The organism is Streptomyces sp. NPDC091209, from assembly GCF_044757755.1.
In the GTDB taxonomy this organism is placed as follows: domain Bacteria; phylum Actinomycetota; class Actinomycetes; order Streptomycetales; family Streptomycetaceae; genus Streptomyces.
The window spans coordinates 107,431-128,104 of record NZ_JBIVVR010000017.1 but is presented as its reverse complement, the minus strand read 5'-3'; the positions used below and the strand labels follow the sequence as shown (position 1 = coordinate 128,104).

The 20,674-nt window shown below is 70.7% G+C and carries 21 protein-coding genes; 8 read left to right on the top strand and 13 right to left on the bottom strand.

Annotated elements, in window-relative coordinates:
* The 8 genes from ACIQRL_RS35995 to ACIQRL_RS35960 form a co-directional block, all read right to left on the bottom strand.
* Positions 1-1,350: an ABC transporter substrate-binding protein gene (locus tag ACIQRL_RS35995; protein ID WP_401339562.1), complete on the bottom strand. Its 1,350-nt coding sequence runs from the start codon at positions 1,348-1,350 to the stop codon at positions 1-3.
* A 191-nt stretch (positions 1,351-1,541) separates the two neighbouring features.
* Positions 1,542-2,540, bottom strand: coding sequence for a LacI family DNA-binding transcriptional regulator (locus tag ACIQRL_RS35990; RefSeq protein ID WP_401339560.1), 999 nt, complete (start codon positions 2,538-2,540; stop codon positions 1,542-1,544).
* A gap of 95 nt (positions 2,541-2,635) precedes the next feature.
* On the bottom strand, positions 2,636-3,325 hold the full coding sequence (locus ACIQRL_RS35985) for a GntR family transcriptional regulator (RefSeq protein WP_401339558.1): 690 nt from the start codon (positions 3,323-3,325) through the stop codon (positions 2,636-2,638).
* Between the two features lie 116 nt (positions 3,326-3,441).
* Positions 3,442-4,443, bottom strand: coding sequence for a proline racemase family protein (locus ACIQRL_RS35980; RefSeq protein WP_401339555.1), 1,002 nt, complete (start codon positions 4,441-4,443; stop codon positions 3,442-3,444).
* Between the two features lie 58 nt (positions 4,444-4,501).
* Positions 4,502-5,401: a dihydrodipicolinate synthase family protein gene (locus ACIQRL_RS35975; protein WP_401339553.1), complete on the bottom strand. Its 900-nt coding sequence runs from the start codon at positions 5,399-5,401 to the stop codon at positions 4,502-4,504.
* 230 nt (positions 5,402-5,631) lie between these two features.
* Complete coding sequence (locus ACIQRL_RS35970) at positions 5,632-7,206, bottom strand: FAD-dependent oxidoreductase (protein WP_401339551.1); 1,575 nt, start codon at positions 7,204-7,206, stop codon at positions 5,632-5,634.
* Complete coding sequence (locus ACIQRL_RS35965) at positions 7,199-7,498, bottom strand: (2Fe-2S)-binding protein (protein ID WP_401339549.1); 300 nt, start codon at positions 7,496-7,498, stop codon at positions 7,199-7,201. Before ACIQRL_RS35965 ends, ACIQRL_RS35970 begins: the two co-directional genes overlap by 8 nt.
* Positions 7,495-8,646, bottom strand: coding sequence for an NAD(P)/FAD-dependent oxidoreductase (locus tag ACIQRL_RS35960; RefSeq protein ID WP_401339547.1), 1,152 nt, complete (start codon positions 8,644-8,646; stop codon positions 7,495-7,497). Before ACIQRL_RS35960 ends, ACIQRL_RS35965 begins: the two co-directional genes overlap by 4 nt.
* Positions 8,647-9,053: 407 nt before the next feature.
* Between ACIQRL_RS35960 and ACIQRL_RS35955 the strand changes: the two genes are divergently transcribed.
* The 4 genes from ACIQRL_RS35955 to ACIQRL_RS35940 all read left to right on the top strand — a co-directional run bounded on the left by ACIQRL_RS35955 (position 9,054) and on the right by ACIQRL_RS35940 (position 12,422).
* On the top strand, positions 9,054-9,572 hold the full coding sequence (locus tag ACIQRL_RS35955) for a toxin-antitoxin system HicB family antitoxin (protein WP_401339545.1): 519 nt from the start codon (positions 9,054-9,056) through the stop codon (positions 9,570-9,572).
* Positions 9,573-9,654: 82 nt separating this feature from the next.
* Positions 9,655-10,497: a DUF4097 family beta strand repeat-containing protein gene (locus ACIQRL_RS35950; protein WP_401339544.1), complete on the top strand. Its 843-nt coding sequence runs from the start codon at positions 9,655-9,657 to the stop codon at positions 10,495-10,497.
* Between the two features lie 150 nt (positions 10,498-10,647).
* Entirely contained in the window at positions 10,648-11,643 is a 996-nt protein-coding gene (locus ACIQRL_RS35945) for an ATP-binding cassette domain-containing protein (protein WP_401339654.1), read from the top strand.
* Positions 11,640-12,422 (top strand): ABC transporter permease, encoded by a 783-nt coding sequence (locus ACIQRL_RS35940; protein WP_401339541.1) that lies wholly within the window; start codon positions 11,640-11,642, stop codon positions 12,420-12,422. Before ACIQRL_RS35945 ends, ACIQRL_RS35940 begins: the two co-directional genes overlap by 4 nt.
* A 104-nt stretch (positions 12,423-12,526) precedes the next feature.
* On the opposite strand, the gene ACIQRL_RS35935 is transcribed toward ACIQRL_RS35940, so the two are convergent.
* From ACIQRL_RS35935 to ACIQRL_RS35920, 4 genes are read right to left on the bottom strand one after another with little or no spacing between them, the layout of a single operon-like run.
* The gene (locus tag ACIQRL_RS35935) at positions 12,527-13,342 is read right to left on the bottom strand and encodes an ABC transporter permease (protein ID WP_401339540.1); all 816 of its coding nucleotides are present in this window, start codon (positions 13,340-13,342) and stop codon (positions 12,527-12,529) included.
* A 10-nt stretch (positions 13,343-13,352) separates the two neighbouring features.
* Positions 13,353-14,243 carry an ABC transporter permease gene (locus tag ACIQRL_RS35930; protein WP_401339537.1) on the bottom strand — a complete coding sequence of 297 codons (891 nt, stop codon included), beginning with the start codon at positions 14,241-14,243 and terminating at the stop codon, positions 13,353-13,355.
* 7 nt (positions 14,244-14,250) lie between these two features.
* Entirely contained in the window at positions 14,251-15,459 is a 1,209-nt protein-coding gene (locus ACIQRL_RS35925; protein WP_401339534.1) for an ABC transporter substrate-binding protein, read from the bottom strand.
* A 26-nt stretch (positions 15,460-15,485) separates the two neighbouring features.
* Complete coding sequence (locus ACIQRL_RS35920) at positions 15,486-16,595, bottom strand: ABC transporter ATP-binding protein (RefSeq protein WP_401339532.1); 1,110 nt, start codon at positions 16,593-16,595, stop codon at positions 15,486-15,488.
* Positions 16,596-16,717: 122 nt separating this feature from the next.
* Between ACIQRL_RS35920 and ACIQRL_RS35915 the strand changes: the two genes are divergently transcribed.
* Complete coding sequence (locus ACIQRL_RS35915; RefSeq protein WP_401339531.1) at positions 16,718-17,536, top strand: FadR/GntR family transcriptional regulator; 819 nt, start codon at positions 16,718-16,720, stop codon at positions 17,534-17,536.
* Positions 17,493-18,275, top strand: coding sequence for a hypothetical protein (locus tag ACIQRL_RS35910; RefSeq protein WP_401339529.1), 783 nt, complete (start codon positions 17,493-17,495; stop codon positions 18,273-18,275). Before ACIQRL_RS35915 ends, ACIQRL_RS35910 begins: the two co-directional genes overlap by 44 nt.
* Before the next feature lie 243 nt (positions 18,276-18,518).
* On the opposite strand, the gene ACIQRL_RS35905 is transcribed toward ACIQRL_RS35910, so the two are convergent.
* A complete protein-coding gene (locus tag ACIQRL_RS35905) occupies positions 18,519-19,178 on the bottom strand; it encodes a hypothetical protein (RefSeq protein WP_401339528.1) in 660 nt (219 codons plus the stop codon).
* Positions 19,179-19,448: 270 nt separating this feature from the next.
* On the opposite strand from ACIQRL_RS35905, the gene ACIQRL_RS35900 reads away from it, so the two are divergent.
* The gene (locus ACIQRL_RS35900; RefSeq protein WP_401339527.1) at positions 19,449-20,105 is read left to right on the top strand and encodes a helix-turn-helix domain-containing protein; all 657 of its coding nucleotides are present in this window, start codon (positions 19,449-19,451) and stop codon (positions 20,103-20,105) included.
* Between the two features lie 32 nt (positions 20,106-20,137).
* On the top strand, positions 20,138-20,668 hold the full coding sequence (locus ACIQRL_RS35895; protein ID WP_401339653.1) for a toxin-antitoxin system, toxin component: 531 nt from the start codon (positions 20,138-20,140) through the stop codon (positions 20,666-20,668).
* Positions 20,669-20,674: the final 6 nt, after the last annotated feature.

The window sequence follows — 20,674 nt, the reverse complement described above, 5'->3', positions numbered from 1 at the left end:
TCAGCCTCGGGCCAGGATGGAGTCGATCTTGCCGGAGGCGTCCTTGAGGAGCTGGTCGATGTCGGCGTCCTTCTTGGTGAGGACCGCGGACACGGCGGCGTCGAGGACGGAGTAGATCTGCTGGGCCTGCGGGGGCTCGATCTTCATCTGCAGGCTCTGGTTGCCGTCGAGGAAGGCCTGGTAATTGTCCACGGGCACGTTGGCGTTGGCCTTCTTGACCTGCTGGTCCTTGGCGTCCGCGGCACCGGTGAACAGACGCGGTTCGGGCAGGCCGACCGGGGCGTTGTTCTGCTTGGCGCGGGCGTAGTCACCGAGGAAGCCGGCTCCGGGCGTCAGGAACATGTGGTCGAGCCACTTGAGGCCGGCCTTGATCTGCTCCGGGGTGTCCTTCTTGTTGAACATGTAGCCGTCGCCGCCGATGAGCGTGCCCTTGCCGCCGGGCATGGGCGCGAGGGCGAGGTCGTTGTAGTTGCCGCCCTTCTCCTTGACGAGGATCGGGATGTTGTCGGGCGCGGAGAGGTACATGCCGAGCTTGCCGGAGCCCATCATCTGCTGGACGTCGTTGATGACCAACAGCTGCTTGCTGCCCATGGAGTTGTCGCCCCAGCGCATGTCCTTCAGGTTCTGCAGGACCGCCTTGCCCTCGGGGGTGTCGATGGTCGCCGTCTTGCCGTCCGGGGCGACGACGTTCCCGCCCTGCGAGTACAGCTCGGCGGTGAAGTGCCAACCGCCCTGGTTCTGGGCGCTGTAGTCGGCGTATCCGACCGTGCCCTTGCCGAGCGCGGCGATCTTCTTGGCGTCCGCGCGCACCTCGTCCCAGGTGGCCGGGGGCTTGTCGGGGTCGAGGCCGGCCTGCTGGAAGAGCTTCTTGTTGTAGATGAGGCCCATCGAGTAGCCGGTGCGGGGGACTCCGTAGATCTTGCCGTCCACGGTGTAGATGTCGCGGAGTTGCTGCTGGATGGTGCTGTAGCTCTTGAGGTCCTTGACGTAACTCGTAATGTCCGCGGCCTGGTTGACGTCGACGACGTGCTTGGCGTCGGTGAAGTACGTGTAGAACACGTCCTCCATCTGGCCGCCGGCCAGCTTGGCGTCGAAGGTCTTGGGGTCCTGACACGGGAACGCGTCGTGCGCGACGACGTCGATGCCCGGGTTGGCCTTCTCGAACGCCTTGATGTCGGCGTCGAAGAACGTGCGGTCGACCTTGGCGCTCTTCGGCGGCTCGCAGTTGACCGTGATGCGGGTCTTTCCGTTGGCCGCGTCGTCGCCGCTCGAACCGCAGCCGGCGGCGGTGAGCGCGACGGAGGACGCCATGAGCATGACGAAGGTACGGCGGAACCCGGTACTTCTCATTGGTGGACCCCTTCGGGCTGGAGCGAGGAAGGCCCACGGCGGGCGTGCCGCCGTGTTCTGGCGCCGCACACTCAAGCACCGCCGACATCGGTCCGCAAGATGTCGCGCAGAATCTGTAATTATTTGACAGCGATCGGGGTCTCTGTGGCAGGTGATTGCAGGCCCCCGGTCGGGAACCTGCGCTCCGCGTCTCAGCCGCGTGGTGCTTGAGCGGTCGACCCGCGCACCACCAACTCCGGTTCGAACAGAAGCTCTTCGGCGGTCACGCTGCTGCCGCCGATCTGCGCGCTCAGCAGTTCCACCGCGGCACGCCCCATGGCCTCGATCGGTTGGCGGACCGTGGTCAGCGGGGGTTCGGTGCAGTTCATGAACGCCGAGTCGTCGTACCCGACGACGGAGATCTCGCCGGGGACACTGAGCCCCTTGCGGCGGGCGGCCCTCACGGCGCCGAGCGCGAGCGGGTCGCTGGCGCAGATGATGCCGGTGACTCCCCGGTCGAGCAGCCGGGTGGCCGCGGCCTGTCCGCCCTCCAGCGAGAACATCGCCCGTGCCACGTACTCGTCGGGCAGCTCCGGCGAGAGGGCGCGGGCCGCCGCGAGCTTGCGGCCGGAGGGCATGTGGTCGCCGGGGCCGAGGACGAGCCCGATCCGCTCGTGGCCGAGCGAGTCGAGATGACGCCAGGCCTGCTCGACGGCGACGGCGTCGTCGCAGGAGACACAGGGGAAGCCGAGGTGTTCGATGGCCGCGTTGACCAGCACCACCGGAATGTTGCGGTCCGCGAGCTGGCGGTAGTGGCCGTGCGGCGCGTCGGCCTGCGCGTACAGACCGCCGGCGAAGACCACGCCGGACACCTGCTGCTGAAGCAGCAGCTCCACATAGTCGGCCTCGGAGACACCGCCCTTGGTCTGGGTGCACAGCACCGGGGTGAGGCCGAGCTGCGCGAGCGCCGCGCCGATCACTTCGGCGAAGGCCGGGAAGATCGGGTTCTGCAGCTCGGGCAGGACGAGACCGACGAGCCGCGCGCGTTCGCCGCGCAACTGGGTCGGCCGCTCGTAGCCGAGGACGTCGAGGGCGGAGAGGACCGCCTGCCGGGTGGAGTCGGAGACACCGGGCTTGCCGTTGAGCACCCGGCTGACCGTGGCCTCGCTGACCCCGACCTTCTTCGCCACCTGAGCAAGTCGTCGCGTCATGCACGCAAGAATAGCGCAAGAAATGCAAGTCGCTTGCGTAAAATTCGGCCTCTTCACGCCCGCGCCGGCGGACCCCACAGGGCGCCACCCCTTCCTCAGGGCGCCGCCCACAGTCCGCGGACATGCCCCAGGTGACGCGTCATCACCGCGTGCACGGCGCGCTCGTCGCGCTCCAGGAGGGCGTCGAGGAGTTCCAGGTGCTCCCGGGCCGAGGCCTCCAGCCGGCCGGCCTCGACCAGGGCGGTGAGCCCGTACAGACGCGAGCGCTTGCGCAGGTCGCCGACGACCTCGACGAGATGGGCGTTGCCCGCGAGGGCCAGCAGACCGAGGTGGAAGCGGATGTCCGCCTCCACGTAGGCGATGAGGTCACCGGCGGCCGCCGCAGTCACGATCTCCCGGGCGGCCGGACGCAGCGCCTCCAGCGAGACGGGGTCCGCCGTGGCGGCCAGCCGCACGACGGTCGGGATCTCGATGAGCGAGCGGATGTGGGTGTACTCGTCGAGCTGCTTCTCGGAGACCGCCGTGACCCGGAACCCCTTGTTGGGGACCGTGTCGACCAGACCCTCCTTGGCCAGGTCGAGCATGGCCTCACGGACCGGCGTCGCCGAGACTCCGAAGCGGGCCGCCAGGGTGGGCGCGGAATAGACCTCGCCGGGCCGCAGTTCGCCCGCGATCAGCGCGGCGCGCAGCGCGTCGGCCACGCGCTCGCGAAAGCTGCTCCGCCTGCCGCCCAGCGCGGGCAGGTCGGGAGCGGCTGAGGGTGCGCTGCTGCGCCGGTCGGCCATCGGGGTCTCCTCGGACGGGTCGTACGGGCCGGTGCGCGGTCGTCCTGGCGCATCGGCCTTGTGCCATATCACGTGTTACTCGGACGACCAGTATCTACGGCCTGGAGCGGGGCCGCTCACAGGACGAACCCGGCCGGGAACGGGTCCGAGGGGTCGAGCAGGTACTGGGCGGTTCCGGTGATCCAGGCGCGGCCGGTGAAGCTGGGCAGCACGGCGGGCATTCCGGCCACCTCGGTGGTGCCGAGCAGCCGCCCGGTGAACCGTGTCCCGATGAAGGACTCGTTCACGAACTCGGTGTCCAGCGGGAGTTGTCCGCGCGCGTGCAGTTGGGCCATGCGCGCGCTGGTGCCCGTACCGCAGGGTGAGCGGTCGAACCAGCCCGGATGGATCGCCATCGCGTGCCGCGAGAAGCGGGCCGTCGCCCCGGGCGCGTACAGATGGACGTGGTGACAGCCACGGATGGACGGGTCCTCGGGGTGCACCGGCTCGCCCTCGGCGTTGACCGCGTCCATCAGGGCCAGTCCCGCCGCGAGGATCTCGTCCTTGCGGGAGCGGTCGAAGGGCAGGCCGAACTGCTCCAGCGGCAGGATCGCGTAGAAGTTCCCGCCGTAGGCCAGGTCGTACGTCACCGTGCGCCCGTCGGCGAGCGTGGCCTCGCGGTCGAGGCCGACGGCGAAGGACGGCACGTTCCTGAGCGTGACCGCCTTCGCCGCTCCGTCCTCGACGGCGACCTCCGCGACGACGAGACCCGCCGGGGTGTCGAGCCGGATCGTGGTGACGGGCTCGACGACCTCGACCATGCCGGTCTCCACCAGCACGGTGGCCACGCCGATCGTGCCGTGTCCGCACATCGGCAGATAGCCCGACACTTCGATGTAGATCACCCCGTAGTCGCAGTCCGGGCGGGTGGGCGGCTGGAGGATCGCGCCGCTCATCGCCGCGTGCCCGCGCGGCTCGTTCATCAGGAGCCGCTTGATGTCGTCGCGGTGGTCGCGGAAGTACAGCCGCCGCTCGTTCATGGTGGCGCCCGGGACCGTGCCGATCCCGCCGGTGATCACCCGGGTGGGCATGCCCTCGGTGTGCGAGTCGACGGCGTGCAGGACGAGTTTGCTGCGCATGGGGCTCCTCGGTGGTGTCGGCGGGCGGCCACGCTGCCGGCGGGCGGCCGGTGACGGCTCAGGCGAGACCGGCGGCGACGGCCCGGTCCGTGGCCAGGCGTACGGCGGCCTCCTGCTCCGGCAGCAGCGGGACGCGCGGCGGCCGGACCGGACCTCCGTGACGGCCGACGATGTCCATGGACAGCTTGATCGCCTGGACGAACTCGACCTGGGAGTCCCAGCGCAGCAGCGGGTGCAGTTGACGGTAGAGCTTGCCCGCCGTGTCGAGGTCACCGGCGACGGCGGCGCGGTAGAGCTCGACGCTCGCGCGGGGCAGCGCGTTCGGGTAGCCGGCCACCCAGCCCTTGGCGCCCGCGACGGCGAGTTCGAGCAGGACGTCGTCGGCGCCGATCAACAGGTCGAGTTCCGGGGCGAGTTCGGCGATACGGTAGGCGCGGCGCACATCTCCGGAGAACTCCTTGACCCCCTGGATGAGACCGGCGGCGTGCAGCTTCGCGAGGAGTTCGGGCACCAGGTCGACCTTGGTGTCGATCGGGTTGTTGTACGCGACGACCGGGACGCCCGCCCGGGAGACCTCTTCGTAGTGGGCGAGGACGGAACGCTCGTCCGCGCGGTACGCGTTGGGCGGCAGCAGCATCACGGCGCCGCAGCCCGCGTCCCTCGCCTGCTCGGCCCAGCGGCGGGCCTCGGCGGAGCCGTACGCGGCGACGCCCGGCATCACCCGGGACCCGCCGATCGCCGTGACGGCGGTCTCGACGACCTTGGCGCGCTCTCCGGGCGTGAGCACCTGGTACTCGCCGAGCGAACCGTTCGGTACGACGCCGTCGCAGCCGTTCTCGACGAGCCAGGCGCAGTGTTCGGCGTACCGGTCGTGGTCCACGGAGAGGTCGTCGTTCAGCGGGAGCGCGGTGGCGACGAGGACACCGCGCCAGGGACGGCTGTCGGGGGTGACGGTCATGAGGTACTCATCCTCTCGATACGGTGTGACATTTCACTGTCGGCCGAGGTGCGACGCCAAGGTGCGGCAGGGGTCGAGGTGCGGTGGGAGCGGGCCCCGCCGCCCTTGTGGCGTGTCGGCACGGCCCGCATCGACGAGGGAGCGCGTCGGTACGGGGACGGCGAGGCGGGTCGGCGCGGGTCACCGCGGGGCCGGGGGACGGTCCGGACCCGGTGGCGGGTCGGCGCGGGTCACCGCGGGGCCGGGGGACGGTCCGGACCCGGTGGCGGGTCGTCGTCCGCACCGGTGCCGGCGAGTACGCCGAGCGGTACCGGGCGCGCCAACAGCCTTCGTACGGGGGTCTGTTCGCAGCCGACGAGACCGGCGACCGCGGGTTCGCACATCCGACCCTGGCACCACCCCATCCCGGCACGGGTGAGCAGTTTGACCGTCCGTACGTCGCCCGCGCCGAGGTCGGCGACGGCCTCGCGGACGCGGCGGGCCGTGACCTCCTCGCAGCGGCACACGAGGGTGTCGTCGGTGATCTGGTCCGTCCAGTGCGCCGGGGGCGCGTACACCGCGTCGAGTGCCGAGGCGAACGACCGCATTCCCGTACGGGACTTGGCGGCTCGGGCCGCCCCGTGCGGGTCGGGTTCGGTGCCGGAGAGCCGGGCCGCGATCGACCGGCCCGCGAGATGCCCCTCGGCCAGGGAGAGCGCGGCGCCGCCGATACCGGTGGTCTCCCCCGCGGCCCAGACGCCCGGCACGTCGGTGCGCTGCTCGTCGTCCACGGCGACCTTCGACCCGTCGAGACGGCAGCCGAGGGCTCCGGCGAGATCGGTGTGCGGGATCATCCCGTGCCCGACGGCGAGCGTGTCGCAGGGGATGCGGCGCCCGGTTCCGGACCGCACCCGCCCGTCGGGGCCGAGTGCGGCGACGGTGACGGCTTCGAGCCGTTCCTCTCCATGGGCTTCGACGACGGTGTGCAGGGGAACGAACGGTACCCGGTGGCGCAGGAGTTGGGCCGCGTACCGGATTCCCTCGACGACCTTGCCGGGCTGGGACGCCAGTACCCCGGCCCTGCGGATGAACCCTCTTGGATCGGCGGACTCCACGAGCGCGGCGACCTCGACCCCGGCGGTGGCCAGTCCGGTCGCCACGGGCATCAGCAGGGGTCCGGTCCCCGCGACGACGGCTCTTCGGCCCGGCACGACGAGACCGCCCTTGAGCATGGCCTGGGCCCCGCCCGCCGTGACGACTCCGGGCAGGGTCCAGCCGGGGAAGGGCAGCACCTTCTCGTATCCACCGGTGGCGAGGAGCACGGCGTCGGCGCGCACGGCGACGGAACGCTCCTGGAGGGGGCCGATGAGGGCGTGGACGGTGAATCCGAGCCGTGCGACGGGGGCGGTGTGCGCGCGCTCGGCGGAGGCGCCGTGACGGGTGGCCCCGGGCCCGGCCTCAACCTCCTCACCGTCACGAGCACCGGTATCGGCGCCCGCACTAGCACCGGCACCCGCACCGACGAACGTCGCTTCGGGCCGTTCCACCAGCCATGCATGATGGTCCGTCAAGTGCTCGACGGTGCCCCCTTCCAGGTGTTCGGCGAGCCCCCGCTCCAGCCGTTCCCAGGTGCGCCACTCGTGGTGCAACGCCCAGGGCCGCCGGGCGCCGAGACCGCTCGCGGGCCGGCGGTAGAACTGCCCGCCCGCCGCCGCTGCCGAGTCGATCAGCGTCACGTGGATGCCGCGTGCCGCCGCGGCGAGGGAGGCGGCGAGGCCGGCCGGACCGGCACCGATCACCGCGAGGTGGTGGCGTCCGTCAGACATCGTGACCGCTGCCCTCCTGTGTGCGGATCGTGTCGCCCGGAGCCAGCGGAACCAGACAGGCCCGCTGGTTGGGGCGGTCGTTGACGGTGACGAGACAGTCGAAGCAGACGCCGATGCCGCAGAAGACACCGCGAGGCCGGCCCGCGTCCCGGGTGGTGCGCCAGGAGGTGACGCCCTCGGCCCACAGCGCGGCGGCGACGGTCCGGCCGGGCAGCACTTGGATGTCCCGGCCGTCGAGCGTGACGGTGAACTCGGGGCCGGGCTCGGCCCGTACGAGGTCCAAAGGGTTCACGCGGCCTCCTCGGAGAAGCGGTCGGGGCGGAACGGCGCGAGGTCGAGGTCGGGTGTCCTGCCCGCCAGGACCTGCGCGATGAGGTGTCCGGTCCCGGTGGACAGTCCGATGCCGGCCCCCTCGTGCCCGCAGGCGTGGAAGAGACCCGGTGCCCGGGGGTCGGGGCCGATGGCGGGCAGATGGTCGGGAAGGTAGGGCCGGAACCCGAGGTAGGTCCGCAGGGCGCGCACCTGCGCCAGGAAAGGGAAGAGCCGCGTGGCACCGGCGGCCAGTTGCCGTACGACGGGCAGCGAGAACGACCGGTCGAAGCCCACCCGTTCCCTGCTCGCGCCGATCAGGATCGGGCCGGCCGCGGTCCCCTCCACCACCGGCGACGTCTGGAGAGCGGCCGAGTCGCTGGCGACGTCGGCGACGTAGTCCGCGGCGTAGACCTTGTGCCGCACCCGGCGCGGCAGGGGCTCGGTGACGAGGACGAATCCCCGGCGCGGCAGGACGGGGAGGGTGACGCCGGAGAGGGAGGCCACCTCTGCGCCCCAGGTGCCGGCCGCGTTGACGACGGCGGGCGCGTGCAGCTCGCCCCGGTCGGTGCGTACGCCGCGGACCGAGCCGTCCCTCGCTCGCAGCACCTCGGTCACGGTGTGCCCGGTCAGCAGCCGCGCCCCCGAATCCCGTAGCAGACGCGCCGCGGCCAGGGCGGGCATCACCTGGGTGTCCTGCGGATAGTGGACGGCCCCCGCGAGCCCCGGGGCCAAGTACGGTTCCAGGTCGTGCAGTTGATCGGCCGCTACCGGTTCGGTCAGGACACCGGCCGTCCGCTGGCCCGCCGCGAAGGTCTCCAGCGCGGCCAGGCCCTCGGGCGTGGAGGCCACGACGACGCCGCCCTTGGCCTCGTACTCGATCGCCTCCGCGCACTCCTCGGCGAGGTCGGCCCACAGGCGTCCGGACAGCAGGGCGAGGTCGAGTTCGGGTCCGGGTTCCTTGTCCGAGACGAGCAGATTCCCCTCACCCGCGCCGGTCGTGCCGCCGGCCACCGGGCCGCGGTCCACCACGGCGACGTCGAGGCCCGCGCGAGCCGCGTACAGGGCGCAGGCGGCGCCCACCATTCCGGCTCCGACGACTACTACATCGCAGGTATAGGGCTGGCTCACGTCAGTACTATGTCACATACCTCTCTCGCACATCCGAAGACTGCAGGAGGAGCGCCGGAAGAATGTCGGAAGCCTGGCGGACTCGACCTTGCCGCGGGACAACAGGCGGGGGCGGGCGACCTCTTTGCGGCATCGCAGGGCGCGCGCGGCGCCACATGAGGCAGCACGAGGGCGTCAGACGACACCCGGTGGCACCAGATGGCACCACCCGGCGCCACTCAGGGCCATCCGGCGCCATCCAGCGCCGCTGCGCACCCTCGAATGGCACATGAGCGCACATGGCACCACCGTGACCCAGATTGGCACACTCACGTTCTCGCAGCTCAGATGGGTCACTTACGAAACCGTTCCCCACGAAGCGCCAGTCGGGCTTGCGAATGGCGCCATAGTGGTGCCACCATGTCGTCATGGACCTCACTCCGTATGTCGACACCCTCCGCCGCGAACTCGCGGTGGCCGCCGAAGCCGGCGGGGAAGAAGCCCGTGAGCTGGCCGAGCGCCTCACCGCTCCCCTGGAGTCGGCGACGCGTCTGACCCTGCTCAATGTGCTCTCCGCCGCGATGGACGAGATCACCCGCGAACTCGCCCCCGGCTCGGTCGACGTACGGCTGCGCGGACTGGACCCCGACTTCGTGGTGACGCTGCCGCCCTCCTACGGCGGCCCCGCGGAAACGGCCGACGCGCCCGTCGAACCCTTCAGGGCGCAGGCTCCCGCGGACGGCGATGCGGGCGGCACCGCCCGCGTCAATCTGCGCCTGCCGACCCATCTCAAGGCGCGCGCCGAGGAGGCCGCGAACCAGGAGGGCCTGTCGGTCAACGCGTGGCTGGTGCGGGCCGTGTCGGCCGCGGTCGACGGCGGCGCGCGGCCGCGCACGACGGAGAAGGCCCGCACGATCGGACAGAGCTTCACGGGCTGGGTGCGCTGACCGCGCCCGCGCCCTCACCACTTCACCCACACCGAGCCCCACCTGCGGGGACGGCTCAAGGACTCACGAGGACGGGACAGCCATGCCTTCTTTCGACACTCCCCAGCCGATCTCGGTCACCGCCGAGGTGGCCGCCGGTTCCATCCGGCTCACCGCGGGCGACCGCGCCGACACGGTCGTCGAGGTGCTGCCACGCGACCCGAAGCGGGACAAGGACGTGCGGGCCGCCGAGCAGACCGAGGTGGTGTACGCGAGCGGTGTCCTGACGGTCAGGACCAAGCACCGGCCCCTGGTCGGCCCCAGCGGTCTCGTCGATGTGACGGTCGACCTGCCCACGGGCTCCCAGGTCGACATGACCGGCTCCTGGGCCCAGTTGCTCGGCGAGGGCCGGCTCGGCGAGGTCCGGGTGAAGACCTCGGCCGGCGATGTCCGCCTCGACACCACCGGCCCGCTGAAGCTGACCGTGTCGCACGGCCTGGTCACCGTGGACCGGGTCGAGGGCATGGCCGAGATCACCAGCAGCACCGGCAACGTACGGGTCGGCACGGTCGAGGGTCCCGCCGTCCTGAAGAACGCGCACGGCGCCACAACCGTCGGCACGGTCACCGGCGAGACGCGGGTGAGCAGCACGAACGGCGGCATCGACATCACACGCGCCGGGGCGTCGGTCAGCGGCACCACGACGAACGGGCACCTGCGCCTCACCGAAGTCAGCGGCGGCGAGATCCGGTTGGAGACGTCCAACGGCTCCATCGAGGTCGGCATCCGCGAGGGCGTCGCCGCCTGGCTCGACGTCAGTTCCAACCGCGGCCAGGTTCGCAACAGGCTCGCCGCGTCCGAGGCTCCGGAGCAGACCGAGGGAACCGTCACGGTCCGCGCACGGAGCAACTGGGGGAACATCGACGTCCTCCGCGCCAGGTCCTGAGCCCTCCCGCCCCCGCGCCGTCGCCGTTCCCGCTCCCGCCTTCTCTCTTCCGGCCCCATTTCCTCATCTCTTCCGGACCCTCATTCACTTCTCTTCCGGACCCTCATTCACTCAGCCTTCGAACGGGAGAACTCCATGCCTTCTTCTGTCATGCCCATGCCTAGGCAGGGTGTCGATCCGGCGCCCCCCGCCGTCTCCACCATCGGTCTGCGCAAGTCGTACGGCGACAAGACCGTGCTCGACGGCATCGATCTGCGTATCCCGGCCGGTTCCGTTTTCGCGCTGCTCGGGCCCAACGGCGCCGGCAAGACCACCACCGTGCAGATCCTCTCCACGCTCATCGCCCCCGACGGCGGGCAGGCCCAGGTCGCGGGCCACGACATCGCCACCTCCCCGGACGGGGTACGCGCCGCGATCGGGGTCACCGGGCAGTTCTCCGCGCTCGACGACCTGCTCACCGCCGAGGAGAACCTGCTCCTCATGGCCGATCTGCTGCGCCTCGGCAAACGCGAAGGCCGGTCCCGTACCAAGGAGTTGCTTCAGCGGTTCGACATCGCGGACGTCGCGGGCAAGCGGGCCGCGACCTTCTCCGGCGGTATGCGGCGCCGGCTGGACCTCGCCATGACGCTGGTCGGCGACCCTCAGGTGATCTTCCTGGACGAGCCGACGACCGGGCTCGATCCGCGCAGCCGTCGCACCATGTGGGACACGGTCCGCTCGCTCGTCGCGGGCGGCACCACCGTCTTCCTCACCACCCAATACCTCGAAGAGGCCGATCAGTTGGCCGACCGGATCGCCGTGCTCGACGGCGGCCGGATCGTCGCCGAGGGCACCGCCGACGAGCTCAAGGCGCAGATCCCCGGCAGCCACGTGCGGCTGCGGTTCAACGAGCCCGCGGAGTACGAGCGCGCGGCCGGCGCGTTCCCCGGCGCGGCCCGCGACGACGAGGACCTCGCGCTGCGGGTGGCGGGCGACGGCGGCCTCGACGCGCTGCGCGCCCTGATCGACCGGCTCGACGCCGCCGGCATCCGGGCCGCCGACTTCTCCGTGCACACCCCCGACCTCGACGACGTGTTCCTCGCCCTGACCGGCGAGGGCGCTACCGGGTCCGGCAGCCCACTTCACGTCAAGGAGACCCTGCGATGAGCACCCTCACCTACGCCGTGCACGACTCGATGACGATGCTGCGGCGCAATCTCAAGCACGCGCTCCGCTATCCGAGCGTGTCGCTCGGCTCCGCCCTGATGCCGATCCTGATGCTGCTGCTGTTCGTGTACGCCTTCGGGGACTCGATCGGCGCCGGTATGGGCGGCGGCCGGGACGCCTACCTGGAGTATCTGACACCCGGCATCATCGTCATGGGTGTGGCGGCCGGGGCGATGTCGACCTCGATCGCGGTCTGCTCCGACATGACCGAGGGCATCATCAACCGCTTCCGCACCATGAACATCACCCGTTCGTCGTTCATGACGGGCCATGTCGTCGGCAGTGTCATCCAGACGATGGTGAGCATCGTCCTGGTCGTGGGGTTCGCGCTCGCCGTCGGTTTCCGCTCGGACGCGAGCCCGCTCGAATGGCTGGCCGCCGCGGGCCTGCTCGCGGCCATCGCGTTCGCGGTGACCTGGCTGTCGGCGGCGCTCGGCCTGATCTCCAAGACCGTGGAGTCCGCGAGCAACAAACCGCTCCTGGTCCAGTTCCTGCCGTTCCTCGGCTCCGCGTTCGTACCGGCCGGCTCGATGTCCCCGGGCCTGCGCTGGTTCGCGGAGAACCAGCCGTTCACCCCGATGACCGAGACGCTGCGCGGTCTGCTCTCCGGCTCGGCGATCGGCGACAGCGGCTGGATCTCGCTCGCCTGGTGCGCCGGGATCAGCCTGGTCGGCTATCTCTGGTCGCGCTCGCTGTTCAACAGCACCACCAAGCGCTGAGAAACCGCCGTACAACCTGCCGGTGAGGGGCGCCCGGAGTCCGTGTGCAACGGACCCGGGCGCCTCTTACTCAGTTCAACCAGTAGCCCGGCACAGGCGGTTCGTCAGATCCGGCTCTCGGTGGCCGTGTCCGCGGACAGCCGCTGCGCCGCGTAGATCGGGATCACCGAGAGCAGGACGAGCACGGCGGCCACCACGTTCACGACCGGTGCCTGCCGCGGTCTGGTCATGTTGTTGAAGATCCAGATCGGCAGCGTCTCGATGCCGGGCCCCGCCGTGAACGTCGTCACGACGATCTCGTCGAAGGACAGCGCGAAGGCGAGGAGTCCACCGGCCAGCAGCGCCGAGCGCACCAGCGGGAAGGTGACGTCGACGAAGGCCCGGAAGGTGTCCGCGCCGAGATCCATCGCGGCCTCCTCGTACGTGCCGGACGTACGGCGCAGTCGCGCGACCACGTTGTTGAAGACGACGACGATGCAGAAGGTCGCGTGACCGACGATCACGGTGAACATGCCGAGTCCGACGCCGAGCGGTTCGAGCACCGTACTGAACGCCGAGTTGAGCGCGATGCCCGTGACGATGCCGGGCAGCGCGATCGGCAGGACGACCACGAAGGAGATGGCGTCCCGGCCGAAGAACCGGTGACGGGCGACCGCGAACGCGATCAGCGTGCCCAGCACCAGCGCGATGGCCGTGGCGCCGAGACCGGCCTTGACCGAGACCCACAGCGCCGCGCGGGCACCCTCGTTCTCCCAGGCGGTCGACCACCAGTGGAAGGTGAGCCCGGACGGCGGCCAGCTCGCGCTGCGGTCCCGGTTGAAGGAGTTGACCAGGACGAGCGCGAGCGGCACGTAGATGAAGGCGAAGCCGAGCCCGGCGGCGGCGCGCAGCGCGATGCGCGCGGAACGGGAGAGTTGCACAGCGGGCTCCTCAGAGACTGCTCAGGGCGCCCGTGCGGCGCATCGCGAGGAGGTACACCACGATGACCACGACGGGGACCGTGCCGAGCGCGGCGGCCATGGGCAGGTTCAGTTCGATGTTGGAGTAGACGACGTTGCCGATGAGCTGGGTCTTGCCGCCGACGATCTGCACGGTGATGTAGTCGCCGAGGCTGAGCGAGAAGGTGAAGACCGAGCCGGCGGCCACGGACGGCAGGACCATCGGCAGCACCACCGATCGGAAGGTGCGGCTCGCCCCGGCCCCCAAGTCCGCTGACGCGTCGAGCAGGTTGGCGGGAAGCTGCTCCAGCGCGGTGTGGATCGGCAGGATCATGTACGGCAGCCAGAGGTAGGTCAGCGCGATGATCGCCGCCACCGGTCCGTACCCGGGTCCGCTCAGTCCGAGGGGCTTCAACACCCAGTCGGCGAGGCCGCCTTGGGAGAGGATCAGCCGCCAGGCGTACACCTTGACGAGGTAACTCGCCCACAGGGGCGTGAGGATGGCCACGACGAGCAGCGGGCGCCGCTCGGGCCGGGCGATCCGTGCCGTGTAGAAGGCGACCGGGAAGGCGATCACCGCGCACAGGGCGGTGACCGCGAGGGCGACGCCGATGCTGCGCAGGATCACCTGCCGGTACACGGGCGTGGTCAACAGTGTGTGGAAGTTGTCGGTCGACCAGACCTTCACGACCTCGGAGGTGAAGGAGTCCGTCGTCCAGAACGCCGAGACGAACAGCACGGCCAGTGAGCCGAGATAGAGCACCGCCAGCCAGAGCAGGGGTGCGGTCAGCAGCAGGGACAGCCGCAGCCGGGAGTGCCGGTGCAGGGTCCCCGCGAGCCGCCGGACGGGGGAGCGTCCGGCGGCCTGCGAGGTGGAGGTCATCGTTCGGTCAGCCCTTGATCTCGGTCCAGGCCTGGACCCACTTCGCGTACGGGACGCACTTGACGTCGGTGCGGCCGTCGAGGCACTGCTCGATGGGCGTGTTCCAGAACGCGATGTTCTTCCAGTAGCTCTCGTCGGTGGCGTGGAAGGTGTCGCAGAAGGTCTTGTCGCTGGTGTACTGACAGGCCTGGGAGTTGGCGGGCGCCTCACCGAAGTACTCGGCCACCTGGGCGTTCACCTTCGGCGAGATGATCCAGTCCATCCACTTGTAGGCGCAGTTGGGGTGCTTGGCCTTGGCGGAGACCATCCAGGTGTCGGACCAGCCCGTGGAACCCTCCTTGGGCACGAAGGCCTTCACCTTGGCGCCCTCGTCGGCCGTGAGGTTCGCGATGACCTGCCAGGTGGTACCGACCACGGAGTCACCGCTCTTGAAGGCGGAGATCTCCTTGAGGTAGTCGCTCCAGTACTCCCCCACGTTCGCGCTCTGCTTCTTCAGCAGGGCGACGGCCGCGTCGAACTGCTTCTGGTCGAGCGCGTAGGGGTCCTTGATCTTCAACTCGGGCCTGGCCGACTTCAGATAGAGCGCCGCGTCGGCGATGTAGATCGGCGAGTCGTACGCGGTGACGTGGCCCTTGTTCGCCGAGGCGTCGTCGAAGACCGCGGACCAGGACGTGGGGGCGGGGGTGACCTTCTGGGTGTTGTACATCAGGAGGTTGGCGCCCCGGCCGTGCGGGATGCCGTACATCTGGCCGTGGACGGAGTTCCAGGCGCCCTTCTTCAGGCCGCTGAAGACGTTCTTGTAGTTCGGTACGAGGCCGGTGTTGACCGGGGCCGCGTCACCCGAGGCGATGAGGCGCAGGGAGGCGTCTCCCGAAGCGGAGACCGCGTCGTACTGGCCGGTCTTCATCAGCTTGACCATCTCGTCCGAGCTGGCGGCCACCTTGGAGTTGACCTGGCAGCCGGTCTGCTTCTCGAAGTCGCTGACCCAGTCGACCTTGGGGTCGTTGGAGCCGTCCTCGACGTAGCCGGCCCAGGCGATCAGGTTGACCTGGCCTTCGGCCTTGCCGAGCTTCGACTGCGCCTTGAGGTCCGGCGGGTTGAGGCCGCCGGACGCGGAGGAGCCCGTACCGGACGATCCGCAGGCGGTGGCCGCGAGGAGCACCGCGACGGCGGCGGCGGCCTTGAGGGTTGGGGTGAGGCGCACGGCGTACTCCATACGTGACGGGTGACGGGGAGGGAGGGTCAGCGGGGGTCGGGGACCTGGAAGGTGTGGCGGCGCTGCCACTGGAGCCGGACCCGGGTGCCGCGGAGGGCGGCGACGTCCTCGGAGGAGGTCTCCAGGTTCTGCTGGAGCGCGGTGAGGCGGCCGCCGACGTCGAGGTCCACCAGGAAGCGGGTGGCGTCGCCCAGGTAGACGACCTCGGCGACGGTGCCGGTGGCGGTGGAGTACTCCGGCCCGGCGGACTCGGCAGGCCCGTCGGACGCGGCGGAGTCGGCAGGCCCGTCGGACGCGGCGGAGTCGGCAGGCCCGTCGGACTCGGCGGACTCCTTGAGGACCCGGATCTTCTCGGGCCGGATGCTGTACGTGCCCGGGGCGCCGACGATCTGCTGCGCCGACTGCCCGTCGAGCAGGTTCGATGTTCCGACGAAGCCCGCGACGAACGGGGTGGCGGGGCGTTCGTAGATCTCGGCCGGGGTGCCGACCTGTTCGATGCGGCCCTGGTGGAAGACGGCGATGCGGTCGCTCATCGTCAGGGCCTCCTCCTGGTCGTGGGTGACGAACACGAAGGTGATGCCGACCTCGCGCTGGATCGCCTTGAGCTCGACCTGCATCTGCTCGCGCAGCTTGAGGTCGAGGGCGCCGAGGGGCTCGTCGAGGAGCAGGACGCGGGGGCGGCCGACCAGGGCCCTGGCGAGGGCGACGCGCTGGCGCTGGCCTCCGGAGAGCTGGCTCGGACGGCGTCGGCCGAACCCTTCCAGACGTACGTCGGCGAGCGCCTTGCGGGCCCGGACCAGTCGCTCGGCCTTGGGTACCTTGCGGACCTTCAGGCCGTAGGCGACGTTCTCCTCGACGGTCATGTGCGGGAACAGGGCGTAGTCCTGGAAGACGGTGTGGACGTCCCGTTCGAAGGGGGCGAGACCCGTGACCTCCTGGCCGGCCAGTTCGATCCGGCCCGCCGTCGGGCTCTCGAAGCCGGCGATCATCCGCAGCACGGTCGTCTTGCCCGAGCCGGACGGGCCGAGCATCGAGAAGAACTCGCCGTCGGCTATCTCCAGATCGACTCCGGCCACGGCGGTCGTCTCACCGAACGCCTTTCGCAGGCCCTGGAGCCGGATCGCCTTTGCCTCCATGGGCGGGGAACCTTTCTGGTGCAGAGGTGCGTTGCAACACTGACCGGAAAGATATGAAGCCATAGTTCAAATCTCAAGACCCCATTAGAGTAAAGGTTGAGTCAACGCACAAGGTGGTGACCGTGAAGCAACACAGGGGCGACGGCGTTCGCAGAGCCGTCTTCACTCCCGTGGACAACCGCGCGCGCGTCGAGACGGTCGTACACCGGATCGGCGACGCCATCGAACTCGGGCTGCTCGCCGACGGCGAGCAGCTTCCCGGAGAGATGGAGCTGGCCGGGCAGCTCGGCGTGTCCACGGTCACCCTGCGCGAGGCCCTCATGGCCCTGCGGCAGCAGGGACTGGTCACCACGCGCCGGGGGCGTGGCGGCGGCAGCTTCGTGTCGCTGCCCGAAGTGCCGGGCGAGGAGCGACTGCTGGCCCGGCTGGCCGGCTGGAGCACCGAGGAACTGCGCGACCTGGGCGACCACTGGGCCGCCCTGTCCGGGGCGGCCGCCCGGCTCGCGGCGCAGCGGACGGAGCCGGACGACCTCAAGGCACTGCGGCGCACCCTGGCCGACCTGGCGTCGGCCGAGGACGCCGCCGCCCGCAGCCGCGTCTACGGCCGCTTCCACGTCGAGCTCGCCGCGGCGGCACAGTCCGCCCGGCTGACCCGCGAGCAGGTCGTGCTCCAGACGGAGGTGGGCGCCCTCATGTGCCTGGTCCTCGGGGACGACGAATATCGTGAAGAAGTCGCAGACCGTCACCGCTCCGTAATCTCGGCCGTGCAAGATGGGGCCCACGATTCGGCCAGAACGCTGGCCGAGCGGTGCGTACAGGACTCGACGGCGCGGCTCATCACCCTCCGCCTCTCGATGCCGCGCGCCATGTCAGGTCCGCGTCCACTGGAGGGCACCCATGAGCAGGAGCCCCGGCCCGGTCGGCGCTACGGCGACGCTTGACGCCACCGCCGAGGCGGCCGTCGCCGCGCAGGTCCGCTGCACGCTGGAGGCCGTCTTCGACGCGGTCGCCGACACGCGGGCCGATACGACCGCGCTGCTCACCCGCGTCGCCGCGCAGGGCCGCCGCCCCGCGACGGTGGACCTCGCTGCACTGCGCCCGGGGCTGCATCTGCGGCTCACCCGGCAGGAGTTGGTGTCGGGCGCCGGCTTCGTGGCGGCACCGGGCCTGCTCGCCGACGTACCGGCGTGGCTGGAATGGTGGCAGCAGGGCTCCGACGGGGGCGTACGACCGCTGCTGCTCGACCTCGATCCGGCGCACTCCGCGTACTCGGACTACACGCACTGGGACTGGTTCGCCCTCCCCCGTGACACCGGACAGCGCGCGGTCGCCGGGCCCTACGTCGACTACCTCTGCTCCGACGAGTACAGCCTGACCCTGTCCGCGCCGGTCCATGTGGAGGGCCGGTTCGTGGGGGTCGCGGCGGCCGACGTGTATCTGCGGCACTTCGAGGGCGCGGTCGTTCCGCTCCTCCAACGGCTTCCCGGAGCCGCCTACTTGGTGAACGCGCGGGGGCGGGTGGCCGCCTCCGCCGACCCGGCCCATCTGGCCGGATCACTCACCAAGGGACCGGACTTCGCGGCCGTGCTGGCGGCGGCCCGGCCCACCCGCCACGAGGACCTGCGGCTCGTCCCCTGCGCCAGTGTGCCGCTCGTCCTGGTGATGCCGGCCGCCTGCTGAACGGTCCCTTTCGCGGGGTCCCCGGGAGGTCGCGGAAACCTTCGGCGACGGGGCATGGCGGGGGCGGGGACGTGCACCCGCGACACAGGCGGGTCGAGCCCGGCGCGGACCCGCGCCGGCGACACGGCAGGACGAGTCAGGCCGGGCGCGGGCGGGCACCAGCGACACAGGCGGGGCGCCCGCGACGGCTCGTACCAGCGCCGGGGAGCGGGTGGGGTCACCGGCTCACACCGGCGCCGGGGGTCACACCGCTCGCAGCTCCGCCGCGCCGTTGCGTGTCTTGCGGGCCTTGCGCGGTCCGCCCGTGACCGGCCGGGCCGCCTCGCGCAACACCAGCGTCATCCGCGCATAGCCCATGTCCTGAAGGGCTTTGGGGGTGTCGTCGACGATCCGGCAGTCCGTCCTGCCCCAGCGCGGATCGGGGTGCACCAGCGGGCGGACGGCACCGTCGTGCTCGACCGCGCGCGGACCGACCGCCTCGATCCAGTGCGGCAGGCCGTGCCGGTACGCGGCGTCCATGATCGGGTCCTGGGCGATGTCCCGGCGGATCGCCTGGAGTCCGCGGTCCTGGCCGTTCCGCTCCACCGCCGCCGCGAAGTGCGCGAGCATCGGCAGGCACCAACTCGACTCGTGCTCACCGAGAATCGACCCCGCGTCCGGATGGAACAGCACGAAGCGCAGGAAATTGTCACCCGGCATGGCGGTGGGATGCGCACCGACGCCGTCGAAAAGTGTCTCGAACGCGGCGTTGGACAGAACGACGTCCCAGCGGTGGTCGAAGACGACGGAGGGGAAGGGGACGGCCTCGACCAGCGCGGCGTAGTCCTGGAGGTACGCCTGCGCTTCGAGACTCTCGGGGACAGGTCGCGGCTGGGACCGCTGCCTTCCTGCCTGGTACGCCATCGGGAGGTCCACCCCTCTTGCCTCTGCGGCCTTCACGCGGCGCCCCGATCCTGCTGCCCGGGGACGAGCGTGTCAACTATCGTGGCATTTGGCGCTTGTTGACGGCTGAATCTCGCCACAGTTGTGGCGAGACCTGGATGTGAGTTCGAGGGACGGGCTACGCTCCGGTTGGCTCCCCGGTCTTGCCGCCGGGATGGTTTCTGACCTTCGTGTCCACATGGTTCCCGAACTTCGTGAGAGCCACCTGAGAGAGACGTAGGAGATCTGTCGGTGACGGATGGCTTCGAGGTTCCGTGCGCCACGGCGACGGTTCTGCTGCAGGCCGTCGTGGCCAGGGTCACCGCCCTCGCCGACCGGCTCGGCGTGCCGCACGCCGAAGTCTTCGACGTCCGGCGGCTGTCGGCCGAGTCCGGCGTCCCCGAACCCGTGGTGAAGGCCCTGCTCAACGGCCGCCCCGCAGGGGAACCCGACCTGCAGGCACGGTTCCTGCAACGTCTGGACCTGCTGCGCCGTACCCGGCTCAAGCCCAACGGCCGCCGCTACACCCAGCAGGAGATCGCCGACGGCGCCGCCATGTCGCGCCAGCAGGCGGGCGCCCTCATCAACGGCGACCGGCGCCCCACCATGGAGCACTGCGACGCCATCCAGCGCTTCTTCCGGGTGCACGCCGGATTCCTCACGGCCGAGGACTCCGAAGCGCTCGTAGGCGCCCTCCAACGCTCGGAACAGGAACTCCTGCAGCGGCTCGCCGACCGCGAACGCGCGGCGGCCTCCGTCGGCCGCGATCCGCTGGAGCGGCTGCTGCTCGACCACGGCGTCCGCGGAATCGCCTGGCGGGCCGCGCAGTTGCCCACCGACCAGCACCGGGACAAGGTCGCGGAATGGCTGGACATGCTCCTGGAGAGCGTCAAACGGCCAGAGTCGTGAGCCGGGGGAGAGCAGTGGGCATCGGAAGGGAAATGCGCCGCCTGTGCGGCGAGTTGGTCTCGGAGCTGTCGCTCCCGGCGCCGGCCGCACCCGCCGACCTCTACACCGCGCTGTGCTGCGCGATGAGCAGACGCCGCGGCCGTCCCGTCCAGTTCCGTACGGCCGCCTTCCCTCCCGGCACCGCCAGCGGTCTGTGGCTCGACATGGCCGAACAGGACCTGGTCGTCATCGAGGAACGCACGGCTCCCGACCACCAGTTGGTCATCCTCGGCCACGAGCTGTGGCACATGAAGGCCGGGCACTGCAGCCACCACGTCGACGGCGCCGCCGTCGCGGCGCGCTTACTCAGCGACAGGGCGGACCTCCAGGCCACCGTCCTGAGAGTGGCCGCGCGTACCCGCTTCGACCTGGCCGACGAGAAGGAGGCCGAGAGCTTCGGGCTCCTTCTCGCCAGCAAGTGCCGTACCTGGCTGGCCGGTTCCTCGCTGCGCGGCCCGGTGCAGCGGCACGGTCTGGCCGGCCGCATCGAAGCGTCCCTGGGCTGTCGCGGGCCGCGGGGCTGAAGGTCC